This window comes from Shewanella sp. SM71 (genome assembly GCF_025653905.1).
GTDB classification, from domain to species: Bacteria; Pseudomonadota; Gammaproteobacteria; order Enterobacterales; family Shewanellaceae; genus Shewanella; species Shewanella oncorhynchi.
Genome location: NZ_JAKKRW010000007.1, coordinates 211,523 through 236,033 on the forward strand (window position 1 = coordinate 211,523; position 24,511 = coordinate 236,033).

Consider the following 24,511-nt stretch of genomic DNA (forward strand, 5'->3'; position numbering starts at 1 on the left):
GTTTCCCTATGCACGCCGTCAGCCACTTAGCCTCCAAAGACACTCAATCTAACGCTAGCCCACTGGTGGCCCTGATTGCAGAAGGTGGTGGTCAGCGAGGTATATTCACCGCAGGCGTGCTCGATGCCTGGCTTGATGGCGGATTCGATCCCTTTGATTTATTTATCGGTACCTCAGCAGGTTCACAGAATCTCAGTAGTTTTTTGGCCCGCCAAAAGGGTTATGCCAAACGCTTAATCCGCGGTTTATCGCGCCATAAACGCTTCTATCGACTCGGTCGCGGGTTAGTCGGCGGCAATGTAGTCGATTTAGATTGGTATTTTGAGCAGACGCGACAAGGGATGTTTAAATTAGATCTTAACGCGGCGACAGCCTCACTCGGTCATCGGCAGTTACTGATCACCACCACTAATGCCAGTGATCGCAAGGGTTATTTTTTAAGTCCAAGCAGTAAAGGCCAGTGGCGCGAATTGCTAAAAGCTTCTAGCGCATTACCATTTTTATATAAACAAGGGGTGAAACTCACGCCTTGGCTGAGTGACAACGCCTGTAATAACGGCGCGGCTAATCATAGCGCCTCTGGTCACGGCACAGCATTAAGCGAAGGTATTGATAGTGATTTTTATCTCGATGGCGGCTTAGCTGCGCCTTTACCTGTGCGTGAGGCCTATCGTCGTGGTGCCCACAAAATTGTGGTGATCCGTACTGTGAGCGAGGATTTTCAGGCGCAATCGGCTTGGGTGCATAAACTCAAATCTTGGATTTGTGTTTCTGGCTTTTGTCCGAAAACCATAGATTACTTAGTGCAGCACGAACAAGCCTATCAGGATGAATTGGATTTCATCGCTAATCCGCCAGAGGATGTGGAGATAGTGCAGATTTTTGCTGCTGAAAATTTGCAAAGTAAATTGCTGGGCAGTACCGATGCGGATTTACGCCATGATTATCATGCGGGGCTGAGTGCTGGAAAGCAGTTTTTAAGCTTAGATCCGATGGCGTTGACGCAGAGTAATGCTTATTTTCAAACTCAAGTGCAAACCAACGCTCACACTCAAACCCACACTCAAACTCACTCTCAAATCAAGCCATTCAGTGCGTTGTCGGCCTAGTTTGGTATTTTAGCTAAGTCACCATTTTGTACGCGAGTAAGCAATAAAAGTAAAAAGCATTAAAATACAAGCGCCACCCTAGGGTGGCGCTTGTGGTTGGCTGTATTAACCGGTTCATCAATCTAATTAATTTATATGATTAATCTAGCTCATCAGCCCAGTTTATTAACCTAGGCCTTCAAGGTTAAGTCATTAATAACTTGAGGTATGCACTGAGCGTACTGCTCGGCCCGATGGGTCGATAATACCGCGTAAGCTTTCATCCCAAGCCAATGCTTCTGGCGTTGAACAGGCGACGGATTTACCGCCTGGAACCGTTTCTGCAGCGCCGCTTAGTGGATAATGTTCCTCAAAGAAGCAGCGATAGAAGTAGGCTTCTTTGGTTTCTGGCGTGTTGTATGGGAAACGGAATTTCGCGTTCGCCAATTGTAAATCATCCACACGCGCTGCAGCTTGTTCTTTCAAACCGTCAATCCAAGAGTAGCCCACACCGTCACTGAATTGTTCCTTCTGACGCCACGCCACTTCTTTTGGCAATTTATGCTCAAAGGCTTTACGCAGAATGTGTTTCTCAATACGGCCATCCTTAGACATTTTCGCTTCAGGGTTGATACGCATTGCCACATCCATAAACTCTTTATCGAGGAAGGGCACGCGAGCTTCTAATCCCCAAGCGGCCATGGCTTTGTTGGCTCGCAGACAATCGAACAGATGCAGTTTATCGAGTTTGCGGACTAACTCCTCGTGGAATGCCTGTGCGTTTGGCGCTTTATGGAAGTATAAATAGCCGCCAAATAGTTCGTCAGCACCTTCACCCGATAACACCATCTTAATGCCCATCGCTTTGATTTTACGCGCCATTAAATACATTGGCGTGGCAGCACGTATGGTGGTGACATCGTAGGTTTCTAAGTGATAGATCACTTCTTTAATCGCATCTAAGCCTTCTTGGAAGGTGAAATGGATCTCATGGTGAATCGTACCAATCGCTTCGGCGACCTTTTTGGCGGCGATTAAATCCGGCGCACCTTCAAGGCCGACGGCAAAGGAATGTAACTGTGGCCACCAAGCGTTGGTTTCGCCATCGTCTTCAATGCGGCGTTTAGCAAAGGTTTGTGTCACGGCGGAAATGATAGATGAATCTAAGCCGCCCGACAGCAACACACCATAGGGCACGTCTGACATTAATTGACGTTTGACCGCCGCTTCTAATGCGTCACGCAATTCTTCTTGGCTGGCTGGATTATCTTTAACCGCATCATAGCTTTGCCAATCGCGAGTGTAGTATTTCACCGCAGCGGCATCGCTTGAGTACAAATATTGGCCCGGTAAGAATTCTTCTACCGTTTTACACACTGGCATCAAGGCTTTCATTTCGGAGGCAACATAGAAGTTACCCGCAGCGTCCCGACCTGTGTATAGCGGGATGATACCCATGTGATCGCGGCCGATAAGGTATCTGTCTTGGGCTTTGTCATATAACACAAAGGCGAAGATACCGTTTAATTTATCAAGAAATTCAGTGCCGTATTCTTGATACAGAGCCAAGATTACTTCGCAGTCAGAGTTGGTTTGATAGCTGTACTTATCGCCTAGCTGGGCTTTCAATTCTTTGTGGTTATAGATTTCGCCGTTGACCGCGAGGATCAAACTGCCATCTTCGGTCAGCAGTGGCTGAGCACCGTGTTCAATGTCAACAATCGCTAAACGTTCGTGGGCAAGAATTGCCTTATCACTGGCATAAATACCTGACCAGTCAGGGCCACGGTGGCGCATGAGCTTAGACATTTCTAGCGCGACTTGGCGCAGTTCTTTGGCATCAGATTGGATATCTAAAATCGAAAAGATTGAACACATAGTACAACTCCCACACTGTCTGTCATTTGAGGATGTCTCAATTGAGGTTTAATGTGCCAGCAATTTAGGTATTTGCCAAATACTATTTTTGATGTTTTATCTGTTTATTGGTGTTTTTATTGATTTAGATGTTTGTGTTTAATGCTTTTATTTGAGAATAATCCATTTAATTTGCGTTATTTTTGATGATTTGTTTTTATTATCTGATTTGGCATGAGGGGTTTTGGGGAATTCACAATGTGTTTTAAAAAAGTATCGATGATAGAAAAACCGCTAAAAAAGCCCTTAAATAATGAGTTGTCCCGTTTAAGTGTTTTATTTTTAATCAATTAATGCGCTGAGTTTGACATCAACCAATGGCATAAGCCTATTCAGAATTGTGTGGCAGGATGGATATTTCGTGATAACGGCATTTTTTGTGGGCTGAAAACAAAAAAGCACGTGAAGGGTTCACGTGCTTGTAGGTCTTGTTTGCGCTTTATTTAGCTGGCGCTTTATTTCGCAGGTGCGACTAGCAGGCGTCAATAAGAGACGACTAACCCAACTGTCTCTCACAAGAAGCCAAAGACTTAGCTTGTTATTTTGCGTCCGTTACCAGTGTTGTTTTGGCTGGGCGCAGGCTATTGAATTCTGTGCCTTGATAGTATCCCGGCCAATCTTGGCTGTTGCCCAATGTGCGCGTGACTTGGTAGTAGATTTGCAAGTCTTGCAGCGCGCCGCTTAAATCCCAATCTTCACGATATTCATCGCAGACATTGTGATAACAGCCTTTCATTGTAGCTTGCATCTGAGTTTTATAAGCAGCCGTGGCTTCGTCAACGGGGTCGCTACCGCCGCCGGCAAAGACGGCGGGCACGCCTAGTTTGGCAAAGCTGAAATGATCTGAACGGAAGAAACCGCCCGAAGCGGGATTTTTCTCACCCATGGCGATGCGGTTTTGTTGTTTAGCCGCATCGATAAGATAAGTTTCTAACTCAGATTTACCTTTGCCAACGATGGTAAAGTCATTGGTTTTACCGTAGATATTCGTGCTGTCGAGGTTTAACACTGCCACGGTTTTGTCTATAGGGTAAAGTGGATTGGCGGCGTAATAGCGCGAACCGAGTAAGCCCTGTTCTTCACCTGTGGTGGCAATAAAGGTGACCGAGCGCGCTAAACCGTGGCCTTGTTTGGCATTGTCGGCTAATTGTCTGGCGATTTCGAGAATGCCGGCAGTGCCTGAGGCATTATCCATGGCGCCGTTATAAATTTGATCGCCTGCTTTCGTCTCGTCTTTACCTATGTGATCCCAATGGGCGGTGTAGAGGATTTGCTCGTTGGCTTGTGTGCTGCCGGGGAGTGTGGCGACCACATTGTAGCTATTTGCGTATTCGGCTTTATTTTTAAAGGCGATGTTGGCCGTTTGTTCAAGGGGTAAATTGATTGAGCTGTCGGCGGCGCGCGCCATTAAATTAGGCAGTGATAAACCGGCTTTATCGAACAGTTGCGTAGCCGCGTCCAGTGTAAGCCAGCCTTCGACTTGGATACGGCTATCTTGTTCTGCTTTACTGAGGACCAGATCTTGCTGTGGTCCAGTCCAACTATTTTCTATCACGGACCAAGGGTAAGAGGCGGGCTCGGTATCATGGATAATCAGTGCGCCGAGTGCGCCTTGACGACTGGCCTCTTCAAATTTGTAGCTCCAACGGCCGTAATAGGTCATGGCTTTGCCGTTGAATTTCCCCGAGTCAGGGCGGGCAAAGCCGGGATCGTTAACTAAGATCACTGCAATTTTGCCTTTCATGTCGAGATCTTGGTAATCATTCCAACCATATTCGGGTGCGTTCACTCCATAGCCGACGAAGACTAATGGTGCGTTCTCAATACTAATACCACCGTTATCGTGGCGACTGCTGAGCACCAGATCTTTTCGGTATTTAAAGGGTAATCCTGCCAGCGTGACTTTCTGCGCTTCATCTGCGGTATAGCTGACCATAGGCACAGGTTGCAAAAAGCTGCCTTGGTACGCGCCCTTGAGTCCCATCTCTGTAAAGGCTTTAGTCAAATAGTCCAAGGTGAGTTTTTCACCGTGAGTGGTCGGCGCACGACCTTCAAATTCATCGGATGACAGGGTTTTAATATCATTTCTAAAGCGCGCTTCATTAAACTGCACTGGTTTGAGTTCAGCCAAAGTGCTGTTGCCATCAGGCTCTGATACATTTGGACTACAGGCACTGAGCATGGCCAACGCACAGAGTGGATACAGACGTCGCATAGGTTAATCCTACTGTTGTTTTAATTAAGGTATTTTAGATTTATGTTAATCAATCAGAAGCGAGACTTATCATGAAGCAAGCCGCGGTGAGCCACAAGGTTGAGAAGAAGGTGAATATGTTACTTAATGTTGCTTTACCCTATGCAATACGCCTTTGGGCTAGGCGTGTTGCATAGGTAATGTTGGAATGACTTGTAGAATGACTGGCTACGCAGGGTTAGACAAAGGTTTAGATAATTGTTTAAACAACATCGATGTCGCCCGCGCAGGCAAACACATGGTTCGGGCGGAAGGGTTCTTTGTCAATATCTTCAAGCTTACTCACGCCACTGGTGACCAGAATGGTTTCAAGCCCTGCTTGGAAGCCCGCCAAAATATCGGTACGCATATTGTCACCTATGATGACAGTGTCTTCCGAGTGTCCATCAATATGATTAAGTGCAGAGCGAATAATCCAAGCACTCGGTTTGCCCACGTAGAAAGGTTTCTTACCGGTAATACGTTCGATGGGTGAGCAGAGTGCACCACAAGCAGGGCTGTAGGCTGGACCGTGAGTATCGGGGTTAGTGGCAATAAAGCGCGCGCCGCGTGCGATGAAGCCTGCCGCTTTATGGATCATTTCCCAGTTGTAGGAGCGGGTTTCACCGACAATCACAAAATCGGGGTTAATATCGGTAATGGTAAAGCCTGCTTTGTAGAGTTCGTGGGTGAGGGCGCCTTCGCCAATGACATAGGCCTTGCTGCCTTCTTGGTGTTTTAAAAAGTCGGCGGTGGCCATGGCGGAGGTGTAAAAGCATTCTTCAGGAATATCAATACCGGCGGCACTTAAACGGTTTTGCAGATCCTTACCCGTTTGTACGGGATAGTTAGTCAATATCACTAACGGATTGCCTTGCTCTAAAATGCGCTGGATAAATTTGTCGCTGCCGGGGATCAGTTTATTGTCGTGCAGTAGTACACCATCGATATCGCAGATAATATTTTTCATCTAATAGTCTCTTGTCATGCCGAGCAAAAATCACTTTTCGTTAAGTTATCTAATGCCACATTGCCCCATAAAACAATGCTTTTGTGGAAAATAGTTAAAAAAATAGAGACCTTAAGGTCTCCATTTGTGATCTCGCTACCATTGCTTTTAAGCGGAACTAATCAGGCGCGTAACCGATCGGGCCGATAAGATTGCCATCAAGATAGGCCTGGCCATTTTGCATGTTAAGACGGTGCTGACTAAACCATTTCACCACGAGTGGATAAATGGCATGTTCTTGCTCATGCACGCGGGCGGCGAGCATATCAGCGGTATCTTCTTCATAAACAGGCACTTTGGCCTGTAAAATCACCGGACCTGCATCAAGCTCTGGCGTGACAAAATGTACGCTGGCACCATGTTCGCTGTCGTTAGCGTCAATGGCACGTTGATGGGTGTTTAAGCCAGTGTATTTCGGTAACAGTGAAGGATGGATATTGATCATGCGACCTAGGTAATGATTCACGAAATCATCGGTTAAGATCCGCATAAATCCTGCCAACACGATTAAATCGGGTTGGTACTGTTCAATTACTGTCATTAAACGCGCATCGTATTCAGAGCGAGATTCACCTTGGTGAGCTATCACGCAGCTGGTATCAATTTCGCCATGATGGGCGCGCACTAGGCCATAGGCATCGGGTTTATTACTGATGACTCCGACAACTTCGGCCTGCAGATTATCGTCGCAACCGTCGATAATCGCTTGCAGGTTACTGCCATTTCCGGAAATTAATACAACTACACGACAGCTCTGGGGCATTACAGGATCTCCACTTGCTCTTCATTGCCTTCACGATGTGCGATAGCACCGATAAGCCATGCTTGTTCGCCTTCCGCAGCCAGTAATGCAAGTGCTGCATCCACTTTATCGGCTGGCAGCGCGACTAACATGCCGACGCCACAGTTGAAGGTGCGATACATTTCATATTCTGCAATGTTGCCATTTTCCATTAACCAACTGAAAACAGCAGGCCATTGCCATGAATCGCCTTGGATAACCGCTTTTAAATTATCTGGTAGTACGCGTGGGATGTTTTCCCAGAAGCCGCCGCCAGTAATGTGTGCCATGGCATGTACGTCTGATGCTGCGATCAGTTTTAGCAATGATTTCACGTAAATTTTGGTTGGCTCAAGTAGATGCTCAATTAGCGGTTTGCCATTGAGATCTTGTTGAGGGTCTGCTTGGCTCACTTCTAATACTTTACGTACTAAAGAGTAACCATTTGAATGAGGGCCGCTCGAGGCTAATGCGATAAGCGCATCACCTGCTGCCACTTTGCTACCGTCAATGATGTCGGCTTTTTCAACTACGCCTACGCAGAAACCTGCTAGGTCGTAATCTTCACCTTCGTACATGCCTGGCATTTCAGCGGTTTCACCGCCGATTAACGCACAACCAGATTGGAAACAACCTTCGCCGATACCGTTGACAACAGACGTCGCCGTTTCAACATCGAGCTTGCCTGTTGCGTAGTAATCGAGGAAAAACAGTGGCTCAGCGCCTTGAACGATCAGATCGTTCACACACATGGCGACTAAGTCTATGCCGACAGTGTCATGTTTTTTATAGTCGATAGCTAAACGTAATTTAGTCCCAACACCATCGGTGCCAGACACTAAAACCGGTTGTTTGTATTTAGTGGGGATTTCACACAGGGCGCCAAAACCACCTAAGTTGCCCATAACTTCTGGACGACGGGTACGTTTAACGGCTGCTTTAATGTTACTTACCAGTGCATTACCTGCATCAATATCAACGCCGGCATCTTTATAGCTCAGTGGGGTAGGTGTGCTCACGGAGGGATCCTCTCGGGTACATCGTTATTGGATTTTATGCGGCGGTATTCTACCAGCTTGTGCTAGGGGTCGAAAGTCATGATTTGGATTTATGCCCCTCGGCGGAGTTTTTTTGGTCTGAATGCGAGATATTCTATTTTTAGAGGTCTTGAGTTTGGTCACAAAATAGTAAATCACAGTAGGTATCTTAGACGATTGGGGATTATTCTTGGGAGATAGCTCACGATTAGACCGAATGGCAAAACTTTCTGTTTTACCTAGTAAACAAATCAACTAGAATCTGAAAAATTTGCCTAAAATAATACGCCGAAAAATAAGCAGGAGAGAAAAATGAAAGTTGTCGAGGTTAAACATCCTTTAGTGCGTCACAAAATCGGTTTAATGCGCGAAGGTGACATTAGCACTAAACGTTTCCGTGAACTAGCCGCCGAAGTGGGTAGTTTATTAACCTATGAAGCTACCGCAGATTTCGAAACTGAAACGGTGACGATTGAAGGCTGGAATGGTCCGGTTGAAGTCGATCAAATCAAAGGTAAGAAAGTCACTGTTGTGCCAATTTTACGTGCGGGTTTGGGCATGATGGACGGCGTACTCGAGCACATTCCAAGTGCGCGTATCTCAGTTGTCGGTATTTACCGTGATGAAGAGACCCTTGAGCCAGTGCCTTATTTTGAGAAGCTGGCCAGCGACATGAACGAGCGTATCGCCTTAGTTGTCGACCCAATGCTCGCGACTGGTGGTTCTATGATTGCGACCGTTGATTTATTGAAAAAGCGCGGTTGTACTTCAATTAAGGCCTTAGTGCTAGTGGCTGCGCCTGAAGGCATTAAAGCCTTAGAAGCGGCGCATCCGGATATTGAATTATATACTGCCGCTATCGATAGATGCTTAAACGAGAAAGGTTATATCCTGCCAGGTCTGGGTGATGCGGGCGATAAAATCTTTGGTACTAAATAGCCAAAGTTGCTAAATAATCTGAGTTGCTGATGCTCAATTGAGCGGATGTGGTCAGTAAGGGAGCCTAGGCTCCCTTTTTGTTTTTGTTCAATACAGAAATAACAACTTTATCTTAAGCTGCTAAAGTTTAGAATAAGCTAAATAATAATTATCTATTGAAGTTGTTTTTATTGGCTTATTTTGCAATGTTATTGATCGCAGTTTACGTTTTGTGCAAGGTACATTGTCGGTAGAACAGGGATTAAGAGGAATTATGGGAAATTCGGCTCTCAACTGGTTATTATTGCGTCGATCATTTGAATTTGCGACCCTCTTGTTTGTCGTACTCCTACTTATTCTATTACCGATTAAAATCGATAGAGAGCATAAATCCTTTGTGTCTTTTGTAAAAAAATGAGCAACTTACACCGAGTTATATTGAACTGCTCGGTAAAAGCTTATCTCTGCACGATATTATTGATTTCAATAAATCCTCTTTAGCGCTTTTTCAACTTGACCCTTCCAGATTAATGCTGCCGCAAGGGGGAGTGCTTTCCGCAGAAGAAGAACAAGTCTTACGCTACTTTGATTATCTCTATTCCAGTAAAAAGACCAATGCCGAAGATATATTCCTGTATGTGGGACTTTATCGCAGTGATGCCATGTATTTTGCCACCCCAATTCCTGATGACGTAAAAGCGCGGCTGATTAAAGACCGTACTTCAACGAATGAGTTTTGTCAGAGTCTGCACTATTGCGCGAAAGACGCGACCCCAGAGTCCTTAGCCGATGGAATCGTATTATCCATTCCTTATCAAGATGAAGTCAGTGGGAAAGTCATTTTATCGATGGCATCACCGATTTCATCATCTAATGATCCTAATCATTTCATCGGTGATGTTATTGCCGACACGGCCTTAATGACGTCGGTTTTTATGCGTAATAAACATGTTGAATTGCAGAAAACGGATTATGGTACTGAGTTGGTGATCACGACAGATAGCCTTTGGGCTGAACTGACGCCGGAGTTCTTGTTTTATTCGATGACAAATCATTTAGATAACATGACTTCACTGACATATAAAATCAGTATATTTCGTTTCATTGTGTGGAATTTACCCCTGTGGTTTTTGTTATCTATCGTAATCTTCTTCGTTCAAATTAATATCAATCGTTTTAGGAAACTTCGTACTGAGCGTCAACGGTTTAGTGAAGCGATGTTATTGGATGCTTTTACTCGAACCTATAATAAGAAAGTCTATGAGACCACACTGTTTGATGTCGCGACTAAGGGGCATTATGCGGTGATCTGCGTGGATGGCGACAAAATCAAAACCATTAATGATACCTATGGGCATAAACTCGGGGATATGGCGATCATGCAAATTGTTGATGCGATGCGCAGTGTATTTCGAGAAAATGATTTGTTAATCAGAACCGGCGGTGATGAGTTTGTCGTCATCTTGGCTAATTGTACTTTTGAACGGGCCTTATTGTTGGCTGAACATTTACGTCAGGCGGTCGCAGAGCGGCAGTTTTTAAATGTGCTGACAGTCTCCTGCGGTGTGGCTGATTCGCAAGATTATGCTTCCTTTGAGGCAGTGCTACAAGCGGCGGATAAAGCGTTATATGAGGATAAAAAGAATAAGCAAGGAAGTCGCAAGCTTGACCTGACACCTTAATTATCACGTTCATTATTACGTGAGTTATTACGTGAGTTATCGAGTGAATCAGTGAGTTAACCAGCTGCCCGCAATAAAGTGAATACCCGAGATAAAAAACAGCGCGGAGAATGCCACGCTGTTGTTACTTTCTAATACGGTAATGTAAACATCTGCGATAACACTTACAACACCATTGCTGCAATCCAACCAAACACTAATAGTGGAATATTGTAGTGGATAAATGTTGGTATCACGCTGTCACGAATGTGATCATGTTGACCATCGGCATTCAAACCTGCAGTGGGACCTAAGGTGGAATCTGATGCTGGCGAGCCCGCATCACCCAGCGCGGCTGCAGTGCCAACTAACGCGATTGTGGCTGCTACTGAAAAACCAAAACTCAATGCCAATGGTACATATATCGTCGCGATAATTGGAATGGTGGAGAAAGACGACCCAATTCCCATAGTGATCAGTAGCCCAACCAGTAGCATCAAAAAGGCTGCGAGGGCTTTATTATCCCCAATGATGTCGCTAAGCGAGGCCACAAGCGTACCCACTTCACCGGTTTCTTTCACTACAGCGGCAAAGCCTGCGGCTGAAATCATGATAAAGCCGATATTGGCCATCATTCGCACACCTTGGTTGAAGATATCTTGGTCGGCGACATGCTTCAAGGCACCCGAAAAACTGAAAATCATGAAGCCGACTAAGGCACCAAAAATCATAGAGTCAGTTTCAAGTTGTACGATGAGAGTGGCTAATATCGCCAGTGCAGCAATGATGATATTGCGTTTGTTGAGATTTTCTTCAGGTTCAGCGACCAACACTTTTGCCTCGTCGTAAGTCCGAGGTTTACGGTAACTGATGAATACTGCAGTGAGTAACCCTACGACCATACCCGCCGCTGGAATTAACATGGCTGGCGGAATTTGCTCGCGAGCAGCGGCTAAGCCATTGCTGGTTAAGTTGGAAAGCAGAATATCATTTAAGAAAATGCCACCAAAACCAATCGGTAAAATCATATAGGTGGTGACTAGGCCGAAGGTTAGAACACAAGCCACAAGGCGGCGGTCGATGTTCAGTTTGGTCATCACATGTAATAGTGGTGGCACTAAAATCGGAATGAAGGCGATATGGATCGGTAAAATATTCTGTGAAGCCATCGACATAACGAGTAGCGATAACAGCAGTAACCAGCGTACCCAGTTAGTGTTTGTGGGATTAGGATCTTGTCCAAGGCTACTAATGATGCTTCTAGAAATCAGCGTCGTTAAGCCTGAATGCGATAGTGCGACAGCGAAAGCACCTAATAATGCATAACTGAGCGCAATTTGTGCGCCGCCACCTAAGCCTGTATTAAAGGCATTTATAGTTTGGTGCAGATCCATTCCGCCTACCAATCCCGCCACGAGGGCGCTCACGGTCAGGGCAATAACCACATTCACCCTAGCTAAACTGAGTGCTAACATTAAGCACACTGCAATTACGACAGCATTCATTATCAATTTTCTTAATTCTTTAAGCCAAAGGAGCTATTTTCGACTGCAAAGGCAGTGGATGTCCAGTTTGCCGAGGGCTTATCTGAAAAATATCTGAAAATGTGATCATGCTGGGTTTTGTCTGTTAGCCGAATGTGGATTGCTCCGCACACTGGATACGCAGATTGCTCTATCCTTAGTCAGGCAAAACGGAAATACCCTTGAAAAATGTGATATTGGTCTTAAATAGGTTGTAAGGCACAGCACACGACTTATAATGCCTAAGGATTTGATTGGTAAGAACACCTTTTAATCAGTAAGGATTTAACTTGACCTAGGTTGAGAACATACTGGCTAGAAGGCATCTTGCCTTACACTTAGTTCAACTCATAGATGGAGATATAAAATGAGCGTATTAGTAGGCCGTCAGGCTCCTGATTTTACTGCTGCAGCTGTATTAGGTTCTGGCGAAATCGTTGATAGCTTTAACTTGACTGCAGCCATCAAAGGCAAACCAGCCGTCGTATTCTTCTATCCACTTGACTTCACTTTCGTTTGCCCATCAGAGTTGATCGCTTTTGATCACCGTATGGAAGAGTTCACTAAGCGTGGCGTAGAAGTGATTGGTGTGTCTATCGATTCTCAGTTTACCCACAATGCATGGCGTAACACCCCAGTTGAAAAAGGCGGTATTGGCCAAGTTAAATACACGCTAGTGGCTGATGTTAAACATGAAATCTGCAAAGCATACGATGTTGAGCATCCAGAAGCGGGTGTGGCTTTCCGTGGTTCATTCCTGATCGACAAAGAAGGCATGGTTCGTCACCAAGTCGTTAACGATCTGCCATTAGGCCGTAACGTTGATGAAATGCTACGTATGATCGATGCACTGCAATTCCATGAAGAGCACGGTGATGTTTGTCCTGCTGGCTGGGAAAAAGGCGATAAAGGTATGAATGCAAGCACTGAAGGTGTTGCTGCTTACCTGTCTGAAAACGCAAGCTCACTGTAATTAGTACTTTTCTAATCACAGTCGCCTGTTAAATGAAAAAAGCTGCCAATGGCAGCTTTTTTGTTTTTCATTGCTGAAGATCTATTGTTAACTGTTCAATTTATTCCACAGTACCGCTTTCTGCATCCTGCGCATCCACAGCCAGTAATGGCCAGCCACCTAATGATTTCCAACGATTCACGATATGACAAAAAAGCTCCGCAGTACGTTCGGTATCATATAGCGCCGAATGGGCTTCTTTATTATCGAAGGGAATACCCGCCATAATGCATGCCTTGGCAAGTACGGTATGACCAATGGCGAGTCCGGCGAGCGTTGCTGTGTCAAAGGTGGCAAAAGGATGAAACGGCGAGCGTTTTAAGTCGCAACGTTCTATCGCCTTACTCACAAAACCATGATCGAATGCCGCATTGTGCGCCACTATGATACTGCGATGGCAGTCGGAGGCTTTTTGGGCTTTCTTCACGGCTTTAAAGATTTCTAAAAAGGCTTCTTTCTCGCTCACCGCTCCCCGTAACGGATTAGTGGGATCAATACCGTTGAATGCTAACGCTTCGGGTTCTAAATTTGCGCCTTCAAAGGGCTCAATGTGGAAGTGTAGGGTTTTATCGATTCCTATCACACCTTCATTGTCCATTTTTAGTAGGGTGACGGCAATTTCTAGCAACGCATCGGTTTGAGAGTTGAAGCCCGCAGTTTCGACATCAATGACTACGGGAAAGTAGCCTCGAAATCGGTATTTCAATTTGTTCGCGTCGCAAATGTCACTCATAAAGTACTCAAGAAAATTCACAGGGCGCTATTATGCTAAATGTGTTGGGGTGTGTCATGTTTGATTGGTGGTTTTATGAGCTAAAGGAACTAAATAGTTTGCCGATAAAGCCATGTAACCGATTAAACATGAGTAAAGGCTATGTGGCGAAAACTGATATTAGTATCAATTTTATGCGTTCCAGCAACTGCAATGGCAGAGTTGCGCCATTATGTCGCCTCTTTAAGTGATTCCCAGTGGCGAGTGAGTGAAAATACTCCCATCGTCTGTCGCCTTGAGCATGATATTCCTTCTTACGGTAAAGCAATTTTTACCAGTGAAGCGGGTAAACAGCAGAATATGACTTTTACCTTAGATATGTGGGTAAAACCTGATCAAGTGACGCAGGCGAAATTAATTAGCCGCGCGCCACAGTGGCGTCCTGGTGTGGTATCGAAAGAGATCACTTCATTACATTATCAAAAGTACTTTAACGGGGAAGTGCCTAAGCGCGCAGCTTGGTCTATGTTAGCAGAGTTGAGTCGCGGTATGGAACCAACGTTCTACTATGCTGATTGGTATAATGAGTCGAATAAGATAGCTGTGGGTTTGTCTTCAGCTAATTTTGGCCGTAAATATACTGAGTTTAAAGCTTGTCTAGCGCATTTATTGCCCTATAGCTTTGAAGATATTGCTTTTACTGTATTAAATTACGATGAAGGCGGTACCGATTTAACTCGTTTCTCCCAGCAACAACTGTCTCGGGTGCAAGAATATTTAGCCTATGATCCCTTGGTAGAGTTAGTGCTGGTGGATGCGTATACCGACAGTTATGGTGGCCGTTCAGTAAACCAGAAAGTGTCGGATACACGAGCTGCGTCGGTAAAAGAGTTCTTTGTTGCCAGTGGTATTCCTCAAGATCGTATTGTCACATTCGGGCATGGTGAGCGTCGTCACGTGGCCTCCAATGATGATATGGATGAAAGGGCGCGTAACCGTCGTGTTGTTATACGGATCAGTAAACCTTTGTAGTGTTTGTTTTACCTAGGTTTTAAGTATTTTTCAATGCCAAGTTTATGACTTGGCATTGTCGTTTTTAAAAGAAGGAGAGTTCAGGCAGTATGCCACTTTAATCGAATGATTCGCTCAATTTGCGCGTATGGGTAAAAATAATGAGATTTTTTAATTTGTAGATATGACATATCCACCTCAACAAGTACTGCAGAAAGCGAGAGTGGGATAAGTACGAGTAATATAGATGAAGTATAAAACTTGGCCGTTGCAATAATCAGGATAGTGTTTGAAATGCTAAAAAAAAAGCCCGCTTAAACTAAGCGGGCCGCAAAAATAATGCATTTGCAATCAACAAATTGAAGGAAGGAAGTCAAGCATAAGAACCAGAAAAGAAACTGAAGTGTTGGGAACACACCAGTTTAAAAGTTCTTTGTTTTCGATATCTGCAAGCAGTTATCTCCTGAAAACAAGCACATTCTATTGGGAAACCTGTTGTAAAACAAACGAGAAAAATTGCCCATAAACATTAGTAATTCTAATGGCTACAAAGGTGATTTATATCACTTAAGTCACTATTTACCTTGATTAATAACTTATAACTCACTATTAATGCATAATAATACACTTCAATAAGCTTATCCTTGCTGCTATTTTGTTAAATTCACGATACAGCTTAAAAAACTTCATATTAAGTTACGCCATTGCCATGATTTTTTTTGCTTGTATAGTACTTGCTGAAAAGGCCTTAAGCCCGAAACCATAAGAAGGACGACAACACGATGGCATTAAGATTTCGCCTTGCAAAGCAAGGTTTGTTAGTGGCCACATTGGGGATGGCACTCGGTGCCTGCCAAAGTGGTAATGCACCTGAGCAAAATTCGACTGAGCAGGCAAGCGCAACTAAACTCGTTTACCCTGTCACTGAAAAAGATGACCTCGTCGAAACCATTCATGGTGTTGCAGTGGCCGACCCTTATCGTCATCTGGAGGCCAATACGCCTGAAACTGAAGAGTGGGTAAAAGAACAACAAGACTTTGGTCAAGCCTACCTCGCTAAGATCCCCAATAAACAAGCTGTGGTCGAACGTATTACAGAACTTTGGAATTACGAAAAAGTCTCTGCCCCGTTTGAAAACGGCGACAATCAATTTTACTACCGTAATGATGGCCTACAGGCGCAATCGGTTTTGTACGTTAAAGGTTTAGATGGTGTTGAAAAGCCTGTTCTTGACCCAAATAAACTGTCTGCGGATGGTACTGTTGCCTTATCCGGCGTGGCTGTGAGTAATGACGGTAAAATTTTAGCCTATGGCGTTTCAAATTCTGGCTCAGATTGGCAACAATGGCAGTTCGTTGATATTGCAACCGGTAAGAAACTGGCCGATGAACTGAAATGGATTAAATTTTCTAGCGCAGTGTGGGATAAAGAAAACCAAGGTGTGTTCTACGCCCGTTATGATGCCCCTGCAGGGGGGGATGTCTTAGCTGACGTTAATTTTAACCAAAAAGTGTATTACCACAAATTAGGCACAGACCAACATCAAGATCTATTGATTTATGAGCGTCCACAGAATAAAGATTGGGGCTTTGGTATTGATGTCTCTGAGAAAGGTGAATACTTATTACTGTCGATTTCTCAAGGTACGGATAAGCGTAATCGTTTCTTCTATAAATCGTTATTTGAGCCTAAATCCCAAGTGGTGGAATTGATCCTCAAATTAGAAGCTGAATATGAGTTTCTCGGTAATGATGGTTCAGTGTTTTATTTCAAAACCGATTTAGAGGCGCCTAATGGTAAAGTGATTGCGATTGACACCCGCAATAGTGATAAATCGCAATGGCAAACGATTATTCCTGAGTCTAAAGATCCGATTAATAATGTCGCCATTATTAATGACCATTTAGTGGTGAGTTATTTACATGATGTGTTGGGTCAATTATCGATTTACAGTATGGGTGGTCAGAAGCGTCAAGATGTGACATTGCCTGGTCTTGGCAATGTGGCAGGGCCTTTTGGTAAAGCCAGCAAAGATTATTTCTATTATGTGTTCAATAGTTATATTCAGCCTGAAACCACCTATAAGTTTGATTTTAAAACTGGCGGTTCAACCGTCATTGCTAAACCCAAAGTCTCGTTTAATCCCGATGACTATGTTTCTGAACAGGTTTTCTATAGCAGCAAAGACGGTACGCGTGTGCCTATGATGCTCTCCTATAAAAAGGGCTTAGTGAAAAACGGCCAAAATCCGACATTACTTTATGCCTATGGTGGTTTTGCCATTTCGATGACACCACGTTTTAGCCCTGCCAATATCGCTTGGTTAGACATGGGTGGCATTTATGCCGTGCCGAGTTTACGTGGCGGTGCTGAGTATGGCGAAAGCTGGCATCAAGCGGGGATGTTCGACAAAAAGCAAAATGTGTTTGATGACTATTTTGCTGCTGCTGAATATCTGGTAAGCGAAAAATATACCAACAGCTCTAAACTCGGTGCCTATGGCCGCAGTAATGGTGGTCTGTTGATGGGCGCTGCTGTGACTCAACGTCCTGAACTTTTTGCTGCCGTATTACCTGCCGTGGGCGTGTTGGATATGCTGCGTTTTCACAAGTTCACTATTGGTTGGGCTTGGACGAGTGAATACGGCAGTGCTGATAAAGCAGAGCAATTCCCTGCGCTATTGGCTTATTCGCCCTATCACAATGTAAAAGCGCAAGCTTATCCTGCGACTATGGTAATGACTGCGGATCATGATGATCGTGTTGTGCCATTACACAGTTTCAAGTTTGCGGCCATGCTGCAGGAGAAACAGCAGGGCAATAAACCAGTCATTATGCGTATCGAGTCAAATGCTGGTCATGGAGCGGGTAAGCCCACGGCGATGAAGATCGACGAATTTGCCGACATCTACAGTTTCTTGTGGCAGAGTTTTGGCTTAACCTTGCCACAAGCTATCGCAAAATAACTAACTATGTTAATAAAATGGGGTCGTTTGACCCCATTCTCTTTTACAATTGCCCCTATTCATCTGAAACCCGCGCTATTCCTATCTATATCTTCATCGGGTCATTCACAAGTCTTGTTTCCCTAGGTATAGTAAGCGTCAATTTTTCAACCAAAATTTGCTTATTTTCAAATGATGTTTCATTGGCCAATTTCAGTCTATTACGAAGACACCGACGCTGGTGGCGTTGTCTATCATTCGAACTACCTCAACTTTTTTGAGCGCGCGCGAACCGAGTGGTTAAAAGTCCTTGGCGTTAGTCAGACTGCGTTATTAGCCGACGACACCGCTTTTGTCGTAAAGCGTGCGGAACTCGATTTTCGCAAAGCAGCACGTTTTGAACAGAACCTTATTGTTGAAACTAAGGTCATAGAGTTGAAAAAGGCCTCGTTGATCTTTCATCAACGCTTGGTCGATAAACAGGGAGACTGTTATTGTGAAGGCACAGTGCTGGTTGTTTGTGTTGCGCTATCACGTATGCGTCCCCGAGCTATTCCCTTAAATATTGTGCAGGAGTTTGACAGTGCAAGCTGATATGTCGATTGTTGGGTTATTTTTACAAGCCAGTTTATTAGTGAAATTTGTTATGTTCACTTTACTTTGCTTGTCGGTGATGTCTTGGACGGTGATTTTACAACGCCGTAGCTTACTGACATCCGCAAAAAGTAAATCGGCGAAGTTTGAAGACAAATTTTGGTCAGGTGTTGATTTAAACCGTTTGTATAAAGAATTATCATCTCGTCCAGATAATAGCGGTTTAGAGTCATTATTTGTGACTGGCTTTAAGGAATATTCACGCCTGAATAAATTAAATAGCAAAGTGCCCGATGCCGTCATGGATGGTACATCGCGAGCTATGCGTGTGACCTTGTCTCGCGAAATGGAAAAGTTAGAAGCTAACTTACCGTTATTAGCAACGATTGGTTCGACTAGCCCTTATATCGGTTTATTTGGTACTGTATGGGGGATCATGAATTCTTTTATCGCTATTGGTTCGATGGAAAATGCCACCTTAGCTATGGTTGCCCCCGGTATTGCTGAAGCTTTGATTGCAACGGCTATGGGTTTATTTGCTGCAATTCCAGCGGTAATTGCGTACAACCGTTTCTCGACTCAAGTCGATAAATTAGAAATGGCTTACGCAAACTTTATGGAAGAGTTCTCCAGCATTTTGCATCGCCAAGCATACAGTGAGAAGGAAGGGGCATAATGCAACCAGCTTATCAGCGCAAACGTCGCCGCCCCGTTGCTGAAATCAACGTAGTGCCTTATATCGACGTCATGCTCGTGCTGTTAATTATTTTTATGGTAACAGCACCCATAGTGACCCAAGGGGTCAAAGTTGAGCTGCCTCAAGGGGCGGCAGAAGTGTTACCCAATGACAGTAAGCCGCCCATTGTTGCTTCAATCGATGGTGATGGTGATTACTTCCTCAATAAAGGCGGTTCAACGAATGTGCCTATGGATTTGGAAGAATTGGCAACGGAAGTGGCTGCACTTATCGTGACTGAACCTGAGCGTCCTGTTGTGGTTAAAGCCGATAGAAATATTCCTTACGATAAAGTGATTCAGTTGATGGTGACACTGCAGCAAGCTGGCGTGCCATCAGTCGGTTTGATGACGGATTCACCCAAGGAGAAATAGGTGGCAGATAAGTCAGATGTAACATTACCTCTGTCAATTTCAGCGGGTATTCATATTGGCGTGATAATTATTCTGGCGTTAGGAATAGATTTTTCTCACAAACCTGAGCCTATGCAACAAGTTAGCGCACCAGCAATCAAAGCTGTTATGGTTGATCAGCAAAAAGTGGCTAATCAAGTTGAGAAACTTAAGCAAGAAAAGCGTGATGCCGAACGCCGTGAGCAAGAACGTCAAGCCGAGCTTGAACGCAAAGCTCAAGAAGCGAAACAGGCACGCGAGCGCGAACAAGCTCAGATTAAACAGCTAGAGCAAGAACGTAAGCAGCAGGAAATTGAGATTCAAAAAGCCAATGAAGCGACCAAATTAGCCCAGGTGAAACAGCAGCAGGAAAAGGAAAAGGCGGTCAAAGCCGAAGCCGACCGTAAGCTGAAAGAGCAGGAGCGTAAGGTTGCTGAAGACGCCGCACAAAAAGCCGCTGAAAAACGCAAGGTTGAAGAAGCTGCTGCAGTGAAAGCTGAAACTGACCGTAAGCAAAAAGCAGATGCGGAAGCTAAAGCGGAGGCAGATGCTAAAGCTAAAGCAGATGCCAAAGCTAAAGCGGATGCCAAAGCTAAAGCGGATGCTAAAGCTAAAGCAGATGCTAAAGCTAAAGCAGATGCTAAAGCCCTTGCCGATCAAGAGCAGGAAATGGCTGATGCATTAGCGGCTGAGCAAGCGGCGCTGTCGCAAACCATGAATAAACAGATGCAGAGTGAAGTCGGTAAGTATCAGGCAATGATAAAATCAACTATTCAACGTAATTTGGTAGTGGATGAATCTATGCGTGGAAAGACTTGTACTGTCTCTGTGCGTTTAGCGAATGATGGGTTTGTGATCAGCAGCCAAACAAAAGGTGGTGATCCCAACGTTTGTCGTGCAGCAAAAGCGGCGATTTTGAAAGCGGGCAAACTGCCTGTGTCTCCGGATCCTGCGGTTTATAACTTGATGAAAGAAATTAACTTAATCGTTGAACCAACGTTTAATTAAAGGAGCACCATGAAAATATTGGCAAAATGGTTAGCACTGGCAGTTCTGCTGTGCACCACCCCCGCGAAAGCGGCATTGGATATTGTGATCACAGAAGGTGTTGACGCAGCGCGTCCCATCGCTGTGATGCCTTTTGTATGGCAAGGTCCTGGCGCACCGCCACAAGCAATTGCTGATGTGGTGATGTCTGACTTAGCTCGTAGCGGTACCTTTAAACCTTTAGACGAGCTCGGACTACCTCAGCGCAATATTGGTGCTTTGGCTCAGTTTCAACCTAGTTCATGGTCTAGCGTTGGCGCAGAAGCTGTGGTGTTAGGTACTGTGAAACCTTACGGAACCGATCAGTATTTGGTGAGCTTTGATTTAATCGATTTAGTTAAAGCACAAAACCAAGCATTGAAAGGCTCAGTCAGTGCTACAGAATTTTTGATGGACAGTCGCCAAACTGTGATTTCAGCAGCGCAATTTCGTCAATATGGTCATAGAATTAGCGATATCGTCTATGAAAAGTTAACCGGTATTCGCGGTGCATTCTTAACGCGGATCTCCTACGTCGTGGTCAATCATACTCAAAAAGCCCCTTATCAGTTGATGGTTGCGGACTATGATGGTTTTAACGAGCAAATGTTACTGCGCTCACCTGAGCCATTAATGTCACCTACTTGGTCGCCTGATGGGCGTCGTTTGGCGTATGTTAGCTTTGAAAATAAAAAAGCAGAGATTTTCGTACAAGACCTTTATACCCAAGTGCGCACTAAAGTGAGCTCTTTCCCTGGTATTAACGGTGCGCCGGCTTTCTCTCCTGATGGCAAATCTTTGGCTGTGACGCTGTCTAAGGATGGTCAGCCTGAGATCTATGTTATCGATATTGCGACAAAAGCGATTAAGCGTATTACCAATCACTATGCTATCGATACTGAACCATCATGGTATCCTGATGGGAAGTCGTTGATTTTCACCTCTGAACGTGGTGGTAGACCGCAAATTTATCGCGTAGAGTTAAGTTCAGGTAAAGTGAGTCGTGAAACATTTGAAGGTGAATGGAACCTTGGCGGTTCAATTACTCCAGATGGACGTAGTATGATTTTTGTTAACCGTACTAACGGTAAGTTTAATATTGCGCGTATGGATTTAAATACGCGTTTTATGCAGGTGCTAACCTCTACACGCTTGGATGAATCCCCAAGTGTGGCGCCTAATGGTACTATGGTCATATACGGCACTACACACCAAGGTAAGCAAGTATTAGCAGCTGTTTCTACGGATGGACGCTTTAAAGCGAGATTACCCGTGGGTCAAGGCGAGGTGAAATCACCTTCTTGGTCTCCGTTTCTCTAATGTTATACCTTGATTTAATCACATTTAATTTTATAAGGAACACGTAATGGATCTGAATAAGTTGTTAAAAGCTATGTTGGTAGCACTTCCAATTATGGCTATTAGTGCATGTAGCTCAACTTCAGAATCAGAAACTGATGCAATGGGCTCAACAAACGGTTCAGGTAGCGAACTGAATGGTGGCATTCAAACTGGTGGTGTGGGTGCTATGTTGTCATCTGAAGAGCAGCAACGTCAGCAGTTAGAAGAGTTGAGAAAAGAACACATCATTTACTTCGATTTCGACCGCAGTGAAGTTCAAACTGAATTCGCCGCTGTATTAGAAGCTCATGGTACTTACTTAGTTGAGCACCCAAGTGTGCGCGTACTGATTGAAGGTCATGCGGACGAGCGTGGCACTCCTGAGTACAACATTGCTCTGGGCGAACGTCGTGCTAAAGCCGTTGCTAAATACCTACAAGGTATGGGCGTACAGCCAAGCCAAATGAGCGTAGTCAGCTATGGCGAAGAAAAACCACTTGATTTTTCTCGCACTGATGAAGGTTTTGGCAAAAACCGTCGTGCAGTTTTAGTTTACTAAGATTGAATCTCGGAGAGTAACACAATGAAACGTGCCGTCTTAATTACGGCAATGTTCCTTGGTGCGGGCGCTGCAGTTGCAGCGCCTGCTCCTGTGGAAGATATTGCTGGTGGTTCGGGTGATGACAGACTTGCTCGTATCGAACGTATTGTAAAATCGAGACAACAAAGTGAGCTCGAGATGCAACGTCGTCTTGATACACTGCAGCAGGAAGTTCTCGATTTACGCGGTTTAACCGAACAACAGAATTATCAGATTGAGCAGATGCAAGAGCGTCAGCGTCAGTTATATGATGAGCTTGCTAATTTATCCTCAAAGGCATCTGCCGCACCTGCAGCTGCAGCGACATCAATCCCCTCTGTGGTATCGACCAATGCTGCCGCAAGTAGTTTAAGTGAAACTGCAAGTTATGAAAATGCCGTTAACTTAGTCTTAAAAGAGCGTAAGTATGACGATGCCATTCCTGCCTTCCGTGCTTTTATTAAACAATACCCAGACTCTGTGTATGCCGCGAATGCGAACTATTGGTTAGGACAGCTATTATTTAATAAGAGCGAATTTGCAGAAGCCAAACAAGCCTTCAAAACTGTGGTTGATCGTTTTAGTGATTCTAATAAACGTGGCGATAGTTTAGTGAAGCTTGGCATGATCGCCGAGAAAACCGGTGATAAAGCTGGTGCGATGCAATACTACCAACAAGTTGTCAAAGATTACGCAAACAGCGCCGCAGCACGCATTGCACAGCAGCAACTGGCTGCAATTAAAGCGTAATTAACTAAAAAACATACTCTTAGTCTGTTTTTCATGCAAACGACAAAAAATTGGGAATTTGCGCTTGCATGAGAAGATGAAAAAGGTATTATAGGCGCCCTCAGAGCGGCGAGGTCGTTCGGGGCGTGAAATACCAGTAAATGGGTCGTTAGCTCAGTCGGTAGAGCAGTTGGCTTTTAACCAATTGGTCGAAGGTTCGAATCCTTCACGACCCACCACTTACTCTAATGAATAGAATAAGTTAGTGGTATTTAATGAGATAGCCAGTAGTACAATGGGTCGTTAGCTCAGTCGCTTTTTTATAAAGCGAGGGCAGTTGGCTTTTAACCAATCAGTCGAATGGTTCTAATCCTTAATGACACACCACTTTACTGAAAGTGCATAAATCAGCACAACACCAGATGGGTCGTTAGCTCAGTCGGTAGAGCAGTTGGCTTTTAACCAATTGGTCGAAGGTTCGAATCCTTCACGACCCACCACTTTACTGAAAGTGCATAAATCAGCGCAACACCAGATGGGTCGTTAGCTCAGTCGGTAGAGCAGTTGGCTTTTAACCAATTGGTCGAAGGTTCGAATCCTTCACGACCCACCACTTTACTGAAAGTGTATAAATCAGCGCAACAACAGATGGGTCGTTAGCTCAGTCGCTTTTTTTATAAAGCCAGGGCAGTTGGCTTTTAACCAATCAGTCGAATGGTTCTAATCCTTAATGACACATCACTTTACTGAAAGTGCATAAATCAGCGCAACACCAGATGGGTCGTTAGCTCAGTCGGTAGAGCAGTTGGCTTTTAACCAATTGGTCGAAGGTTCGAATCCTTCACGACCCACCACTTATTATTCGCATTGTTGATGCCAAAATAAGTGAACATTTTTATCGTAATACCTAGATGGGTCGTTAGCTCAGTCGGTAGAGCAGTTGGCTTTTAACCAATTGGTCGAAGGTTCGAATCCTTCACGACCCACCACTTATTATTCGCATTGTTGATGCCAAAATAAGTGAACATTTTTATTGTAATACCTAGATGGGTCGTTAGCTCAGTCGGTAGAGCAGTTGGCTTTTAACCAATTGGTCGAAGGTTCGAATCCTTCACGACCCACCACTTATTATTCGCATTGTTGATGCCAAAATAAGTGAACATTTTTATCGTAATACCTAGATGGGTCGTTAGCTCAGTCGGTAGAGCAGTTGGCTTTTAACCAATTGGTCGAAGGTTCGAATCCTTCACGACCCACCACTTATTT

20 protein-coding genes and 9 tRNA genes are annotated in these 24,511 nt (G+C 44.6%); 22 read left to right on the forward strand and 7 right to left on the reverse strand.

Annotated features, from left to right (window positions below):
• Positions 1-8 precede the first annotated feature (8 nt).
• Complete coding sequence (locus L5L97_RS09280) at positions 9-1,109, forward strand: patatin family protein (RefSeq protein WP_263181071.1); 1,101 nt, start codon at positions 9-11, stop codon at positions 1,107-1,109.
• 192 nt (positions 1,110-1,301) lie between these two features.
• Here the strand turns inward: L5L97_RS09280 and asnB are convergent, their stop codons facing one another.
• The 5 genes from asnB to purM all read right to left on the reverse strand — a co-directional run bounded on the left by asnB (position 1,302) and on the right by purM (position 8,047).
• Positions 1,302-2,966 (reverse strand): asparagine synthase B, encoded by a 1,665-nt coding sequence (gene asnB / locus L5L97_RS09285; protein ID WP_105252850.1) that lies wholly within the window; start codon positions 2,964-2,966, stop codon positions 1,302-1,304.
• A gap of 577 nt (positions 2,967-3,543) precedes the next feature.
• The gene (locus L5L97_RS09290) at positions 3,544-5,220 is read right to left on the reverse strand and encodes a M28 family metallopeptidase (RefSeq protein ID WP_263181070.1); all 1,677 of its coding nucleotides are present in this window, start codon (positions 5,218-5,220) and stop codon (positions 3,544-3,546) included.
• A 241-nt stretch (positions 5,221-5,461) separates the two neighbouring features.
• Entirely contained in the window at positions 5,462-6,208 is a 747-nt protein-coding gene (locus L5L97_RS09295; RefSeq protein ID WP_028760358.1) for an HAD-IIA family hydrolase, read from the reverse strand.
• Between the two features lie 157 nt (positions 6,209-6,365).
• On the reverse strand, positions 6,366-7,010 hold the full coding sequence (gene purN, locus L5L97_RS09300; protein WP_263181068.1) for a phosphoribosylglycinamide formyltransferase: 645 nt from the start codon (positions 7,008-7,010) through the stop codon (positions 6,366-6,368).
• Positions 7,010-8,047 carry a phosphoribosylformylglycinamidine cyclo-ligase gene (purM, locus tag L5L97_RS09305; protein WP_263181067.1) on the reverse strand — a complete coding sequence of 346 codons (1,038 nt, stop codon included), beginning with the start codon at positions 8,045-8,047 and terminating at the stop codon, positions 7,010-7,012. The genes purN and purM overlap by 1 nt, the downstream gene beginning before the upstream one ends.
• A 330-nt stretch (positions 8,048-8,377) precedes the next feature.
• Between purM and upp the strand changes: the two genes are divergently transcribed.
• Both upp and L5L97_RS09315 read left to right on the forward strand, forming a co-directional pair.
• Positions 8,378-9,004, forward strand: coding sequence for a uracil phosphoribosyltransferase (gene upp, locus L5L97_RS09310; protein ID WP_011789711.1), 627 nt, complete (start codon positions 8,378-8,380; stop codon positions 9,002-9,004).
• Positions 9,005-9,531: 527 nt separating this feature from the next.
• Positions 9,532-10,665, forward strand: a complete 1,134-nt coding sequence (locus tag L5L97_RS09315; RefSeq protein ID WP_263181065.1) for a GGDEF domain-containing protein — start codon at positions 9,532-9,534, stop codon at positions 10,663-10,665.
• 164 nt (positions 10,666-10,829) lie between these two features.
• Here the strand turns inward: L5L97_RS09315 and L5L97_RS09320 are convergent, their stop codons facing one another.
• On the reverse strand, positions 10,830-12,149 hold the full coding sequence (locus tag L5L97_RS09320; RefSeq protein WP_263181064.1) for a Na+/H+ antiporter family protein: 1,320 nt from the start codon (positions 12,147-12,149) through the stop codon (positions 10,830-10,832).
• A 385-nt stretch (positions 12,150-12,534) separates the two neighbouring features.
• Between L5L97_RS09320 and L5L97_RS09325 the strand changes: the two genes are divergently transcribed.
• Positions 12,535-13,140, forward strand: coding sequence for a peroxiredoxin C (locus tag L5L97_RS09325; protein ID WP_006081247.1), 606 nt, complete (start codon positions 12,535-12,537; stop codon positions 13,138-13,140).
• A 100-nt stretch (positions 13,141-13,240) separates the two neighbouring features.
• Here the strand turns inward: L5L97_RS09325 and rnt are convergent, their stop codons facing one another.
• Positions 13,241-13,912 carry a ribonuclease T gene (rnt, locus tag L5L97_RS09330; protein ID WP_105252848.1) on the reverse strand — a complete coding sequence of 224 codons (672 nt, stop codon included), beginning with the start codon at positions 13,910-13,912 and terminating at the stop codon, positions 13,241-13,243.
• 141 nt (positions 13,913-14,053) lie between these two features.
• On the opposite strand from rnt, the gene motY reads away from it, so the two are divergent.
• The 18 genes from motY (at position 14,054) to L5L97_RS09420 (ending at position 24,504) form a co-directional block, all read left to right on the forward strand.
• Positions 14,054-14,923 (forward strand): flagellar protein MotY, encoded by an 870-nt coding sequence (gene motY / locus L5L97_RS09335; RefSeq protein ID WP_113938782.1) that lies wholly within the window; start codon positions 14,054-14,056, stop codon positions 14,921-14,923.
• A gap of 761 nt (positions 14,924-15,684) precedes the next feature.
• Entirely contained in the window at positions 15,685-17,868 is a 2,184-nt protein-coding gene (locus L5L97_RS09340; RefSeq protein ID WP_173496538.1) for a prolyl oligopeptidase family serine peptidase, read from the forward strand.
• A gap of 171 nt (positions 17,869-18,039) precedes the next feature.
• Positions 18,040-18,441: a tol-pal system-associated acyl-CoA thioesterase gene (gene ybgC, locus L5L97_RS09345; RefSeq protein WP_263181062.1), complete on the forward strand. Its 402-nt coding sequence runs from the start codon at positions 18,040-18,042 to the stop codon at positions 18,439-18,441.
• Positions 18,431-19,117, forward strand: a complete 687-nt coding sequence (gene tolQ, locus L5L97_RS09350; protein ID WP_028760350.1) for a protein TolQ — start codon at positions 18,431-18,433, stop codon at positions 19,115-19,117. The genes ybgC and tolQ overlap by 11 nt, the downstream gene beginning before the upstream one ends.
• A complete protein-coding gene (gene tolR, locus L5L97_RS09355) occupies positions 19,117-19,551 on the forward strand; it encodes a protein TolR (RefSeq protein WP_113938780.1) in 435 nt (144 codons plus the stop codon). Before tolQ ends, tolR begins: the two co-directional genes overlap by 1 nt.
• Complete coding sequence (tolA, locus tag L5L97_RS09360) at positions 19,552-20,577, forward strand: cell envelope integrity protein TolA (protein WP_028760348.1); 1,026 nt, start codon at positions 19,552-19,554, stop codon at positions 20,575-20,577. It abuts the gene before it with no gap.
• A 9-nt stretch (positions 20,578-20,586) separates the two neighbouring features.
• A complete protein-coding gene (gene tolB / locus L5L97_RS09365; protein WP_028760347.1) occupies positions 20,587-21,915 on the forward strand; it encodes a Tol-Pal system beta propeller repeat protein TolB in 1,329 nt (442 codons plus the stop codon).
• Between the two features lie 46 nt (positions 21,916-21,961).
• Positions 21,962-22,495 (forward strand): peptidoglycan-associated lipoprotein Pal, encoded by a 534-nt coding sequence (gene pal / locus L5L97_RS09370; protein WP_028760346.1) that lies wholly within the window; start codon positions 21,962-21,964, stop codon positions 22,493-22,495.
• 24 nt (positions 22,496-22,519) lie between these two features.
• A complete protein-coding gene (gene ybgF, locus L5L97_RS09375; protein WP_028760345.1) occupies positions 22,520-23,266 on the forward strand; it encodes a tol-pal system protein YbgF in 747 nt (248 codons plus the stop codon).
• 142 nt (positions 23,267-23,408) lie between these two features.
• Positions 23,409-23,484: transfer RNA gene (locus tag L5L97_RS09380), tRNA-Lys, on the forward strand.
• Between the two features lie 58 nt (positions 23,485-23,542).
• Positions 23,543-23,632: transfer RNA gene (locus L5L97_RS09385), tRNA-Lys, on the forward strand.
• A gap of 37 nt (positions 23,633-23,669) precedes the next feature.
• Positions 23,670-23,745, forward strand: a tRNA-Lys gene (locus L5L97_RS09390).
• A gap of 37 nt (positions 23,746-23,782) precedes the next feature.
• A tRNA-Lys gene (locus L5L97_RS09395) sits at positions 23,783-23,858 on the forward strand.
• A 37-nt stretch (positions 23,859-23,895) separates the two neighbouring features.
• Positions 23,896-23,983, forward strand: a tRNA-Lys gene (locus L5L97_RS09400).
• A gap of 40 nt (positions 23,984-24,023) precedes the next feature.
• Positions 24,024-24,099: transfer RNA gene (locus L5L97_RS09405), tRNA-Lys, on the forward strand.
• Between the two features lie 59 nt (positions 24,100-24,158).
• Positions 24,159-24,234 (forward strand) — tRNA-Lys (locus L5L97_RS09410).
• Between the two features lie 59 nt (positions 24,235-24,293).
• Positions 24,294-24,369, forward strand: a tRNA-Lys gene (locus L5L97_RS09415).
• Positions 24,370-24,428: 59 nt separating this feature from the next.
• Positions 24,429-24,504: transfer RNA gene (locus L5L97_RS09420), tRNA-Lys, on the forward strand.
• Positions 24,505-24,511 lie beyond the last annotated feature (7 nt).

Coding starts and splice junctions, on each gene's coding strand:
- L5L97_RS09280 (WP_263181071.1), top strand. CDS start 9: ATGCACGCCGTCAGCCACTTAGCCTCCAAAGACACTCAATCTAACGCT.
- asnB (WP_105252850.1), bottom strand. CDS start 2,966: ATGTGTTCAATCTTTTCGATTTTAGATATCCAATCTGATGCCAAAGAA.
- L5L97_RS09290 (WP_263181070.1), bottom strand. CDS start 5,220: ATGCGACGTCTGTATCCACTCTGTGCGTTGGCCATGCTCAGTGCCTGT.
- L5L97_RS09295 (WP_028760358.1), bottom strand. CDS start 6,208: ATGAAAAATATTATCTGCGATATCGATGGTGTACTACTGCACGACAAT.
- purN (WP_263181068.1), bottom strand. CDS start 7,010: ATGCCCCAGAGCTGTCGTGTAGTTGTATTAATTTCCGGAAATGGCAGT.
- upp (WP_011789711.1), top strand. CDS start 8,378: ATGAAAGTTGTCGAGGTTAAACATCCTTTAGTGCGTCACAAAATCGGT.
- L5L97_RS09320 (WP_263181064.1), bottom strand. CDS start 12,149: ATGAATGCTGTCGTAATTGCAGTGTGCTTAATGTTAGCACTCAGTTTA.
- L5L97_RS09325 (WP_006081247.1), top strand. CDS start 12,535: ATGAGCGTATTAGTAGGCCGTCAGGCTCCTGATTTTACTGCTGCAGCT.
- rnt (WP_105252848.1), bottom strand. CDS start 13,912: ATGAGTGACATTTGCGACGCGAACAAATTGAAATACCGATTTCGAGGC.
- motY (WP_113938782.1), top strand. CDS start 14,054: ATGTGGCGAAAACTGATATTAGTATCAATTTTATGCGTTCCAGCAACT.
- L5L97_RS09340 (WP_173496538.1), top strand. CDS start 15,685: ATGGCATTAAGATTTCGCCTTGCAAAGCAAGGTTTGTTAGTGGCCACA.
- ybgC (WP_263181062.1), top strand. CDS start 18,040: ATGATGTTTCATTGGCCAATTTCAGTCTATTACGAAGACACCGACGCT.
- tolR (WP_113938780.1), top strand. CDS start 19,117: ATGCAACCAGCTTATCAGCGCAAACGTCGCCGCCCCGTTGCTGAAATC.
- tolB (WP_028760347.1), top strand. CDS start 20,587: ATGAAAATATTGGCAAAATGGTTAGCACTGGCAGTTCTGCTGTGCACC.
- pal (WP_028760346.1), top strand. CDS start 21,962: ATGGATCTGAATAAGTTGTTAAAAGCTATGTTGGTAGCACTTCCAATT.
- ybgF (WP_028760345.1), top strand. CDS start 22,520: ATGAAACGTGCCGTCTTAATTACGGCAATGTTCCTTGGTGCGGGCGCT.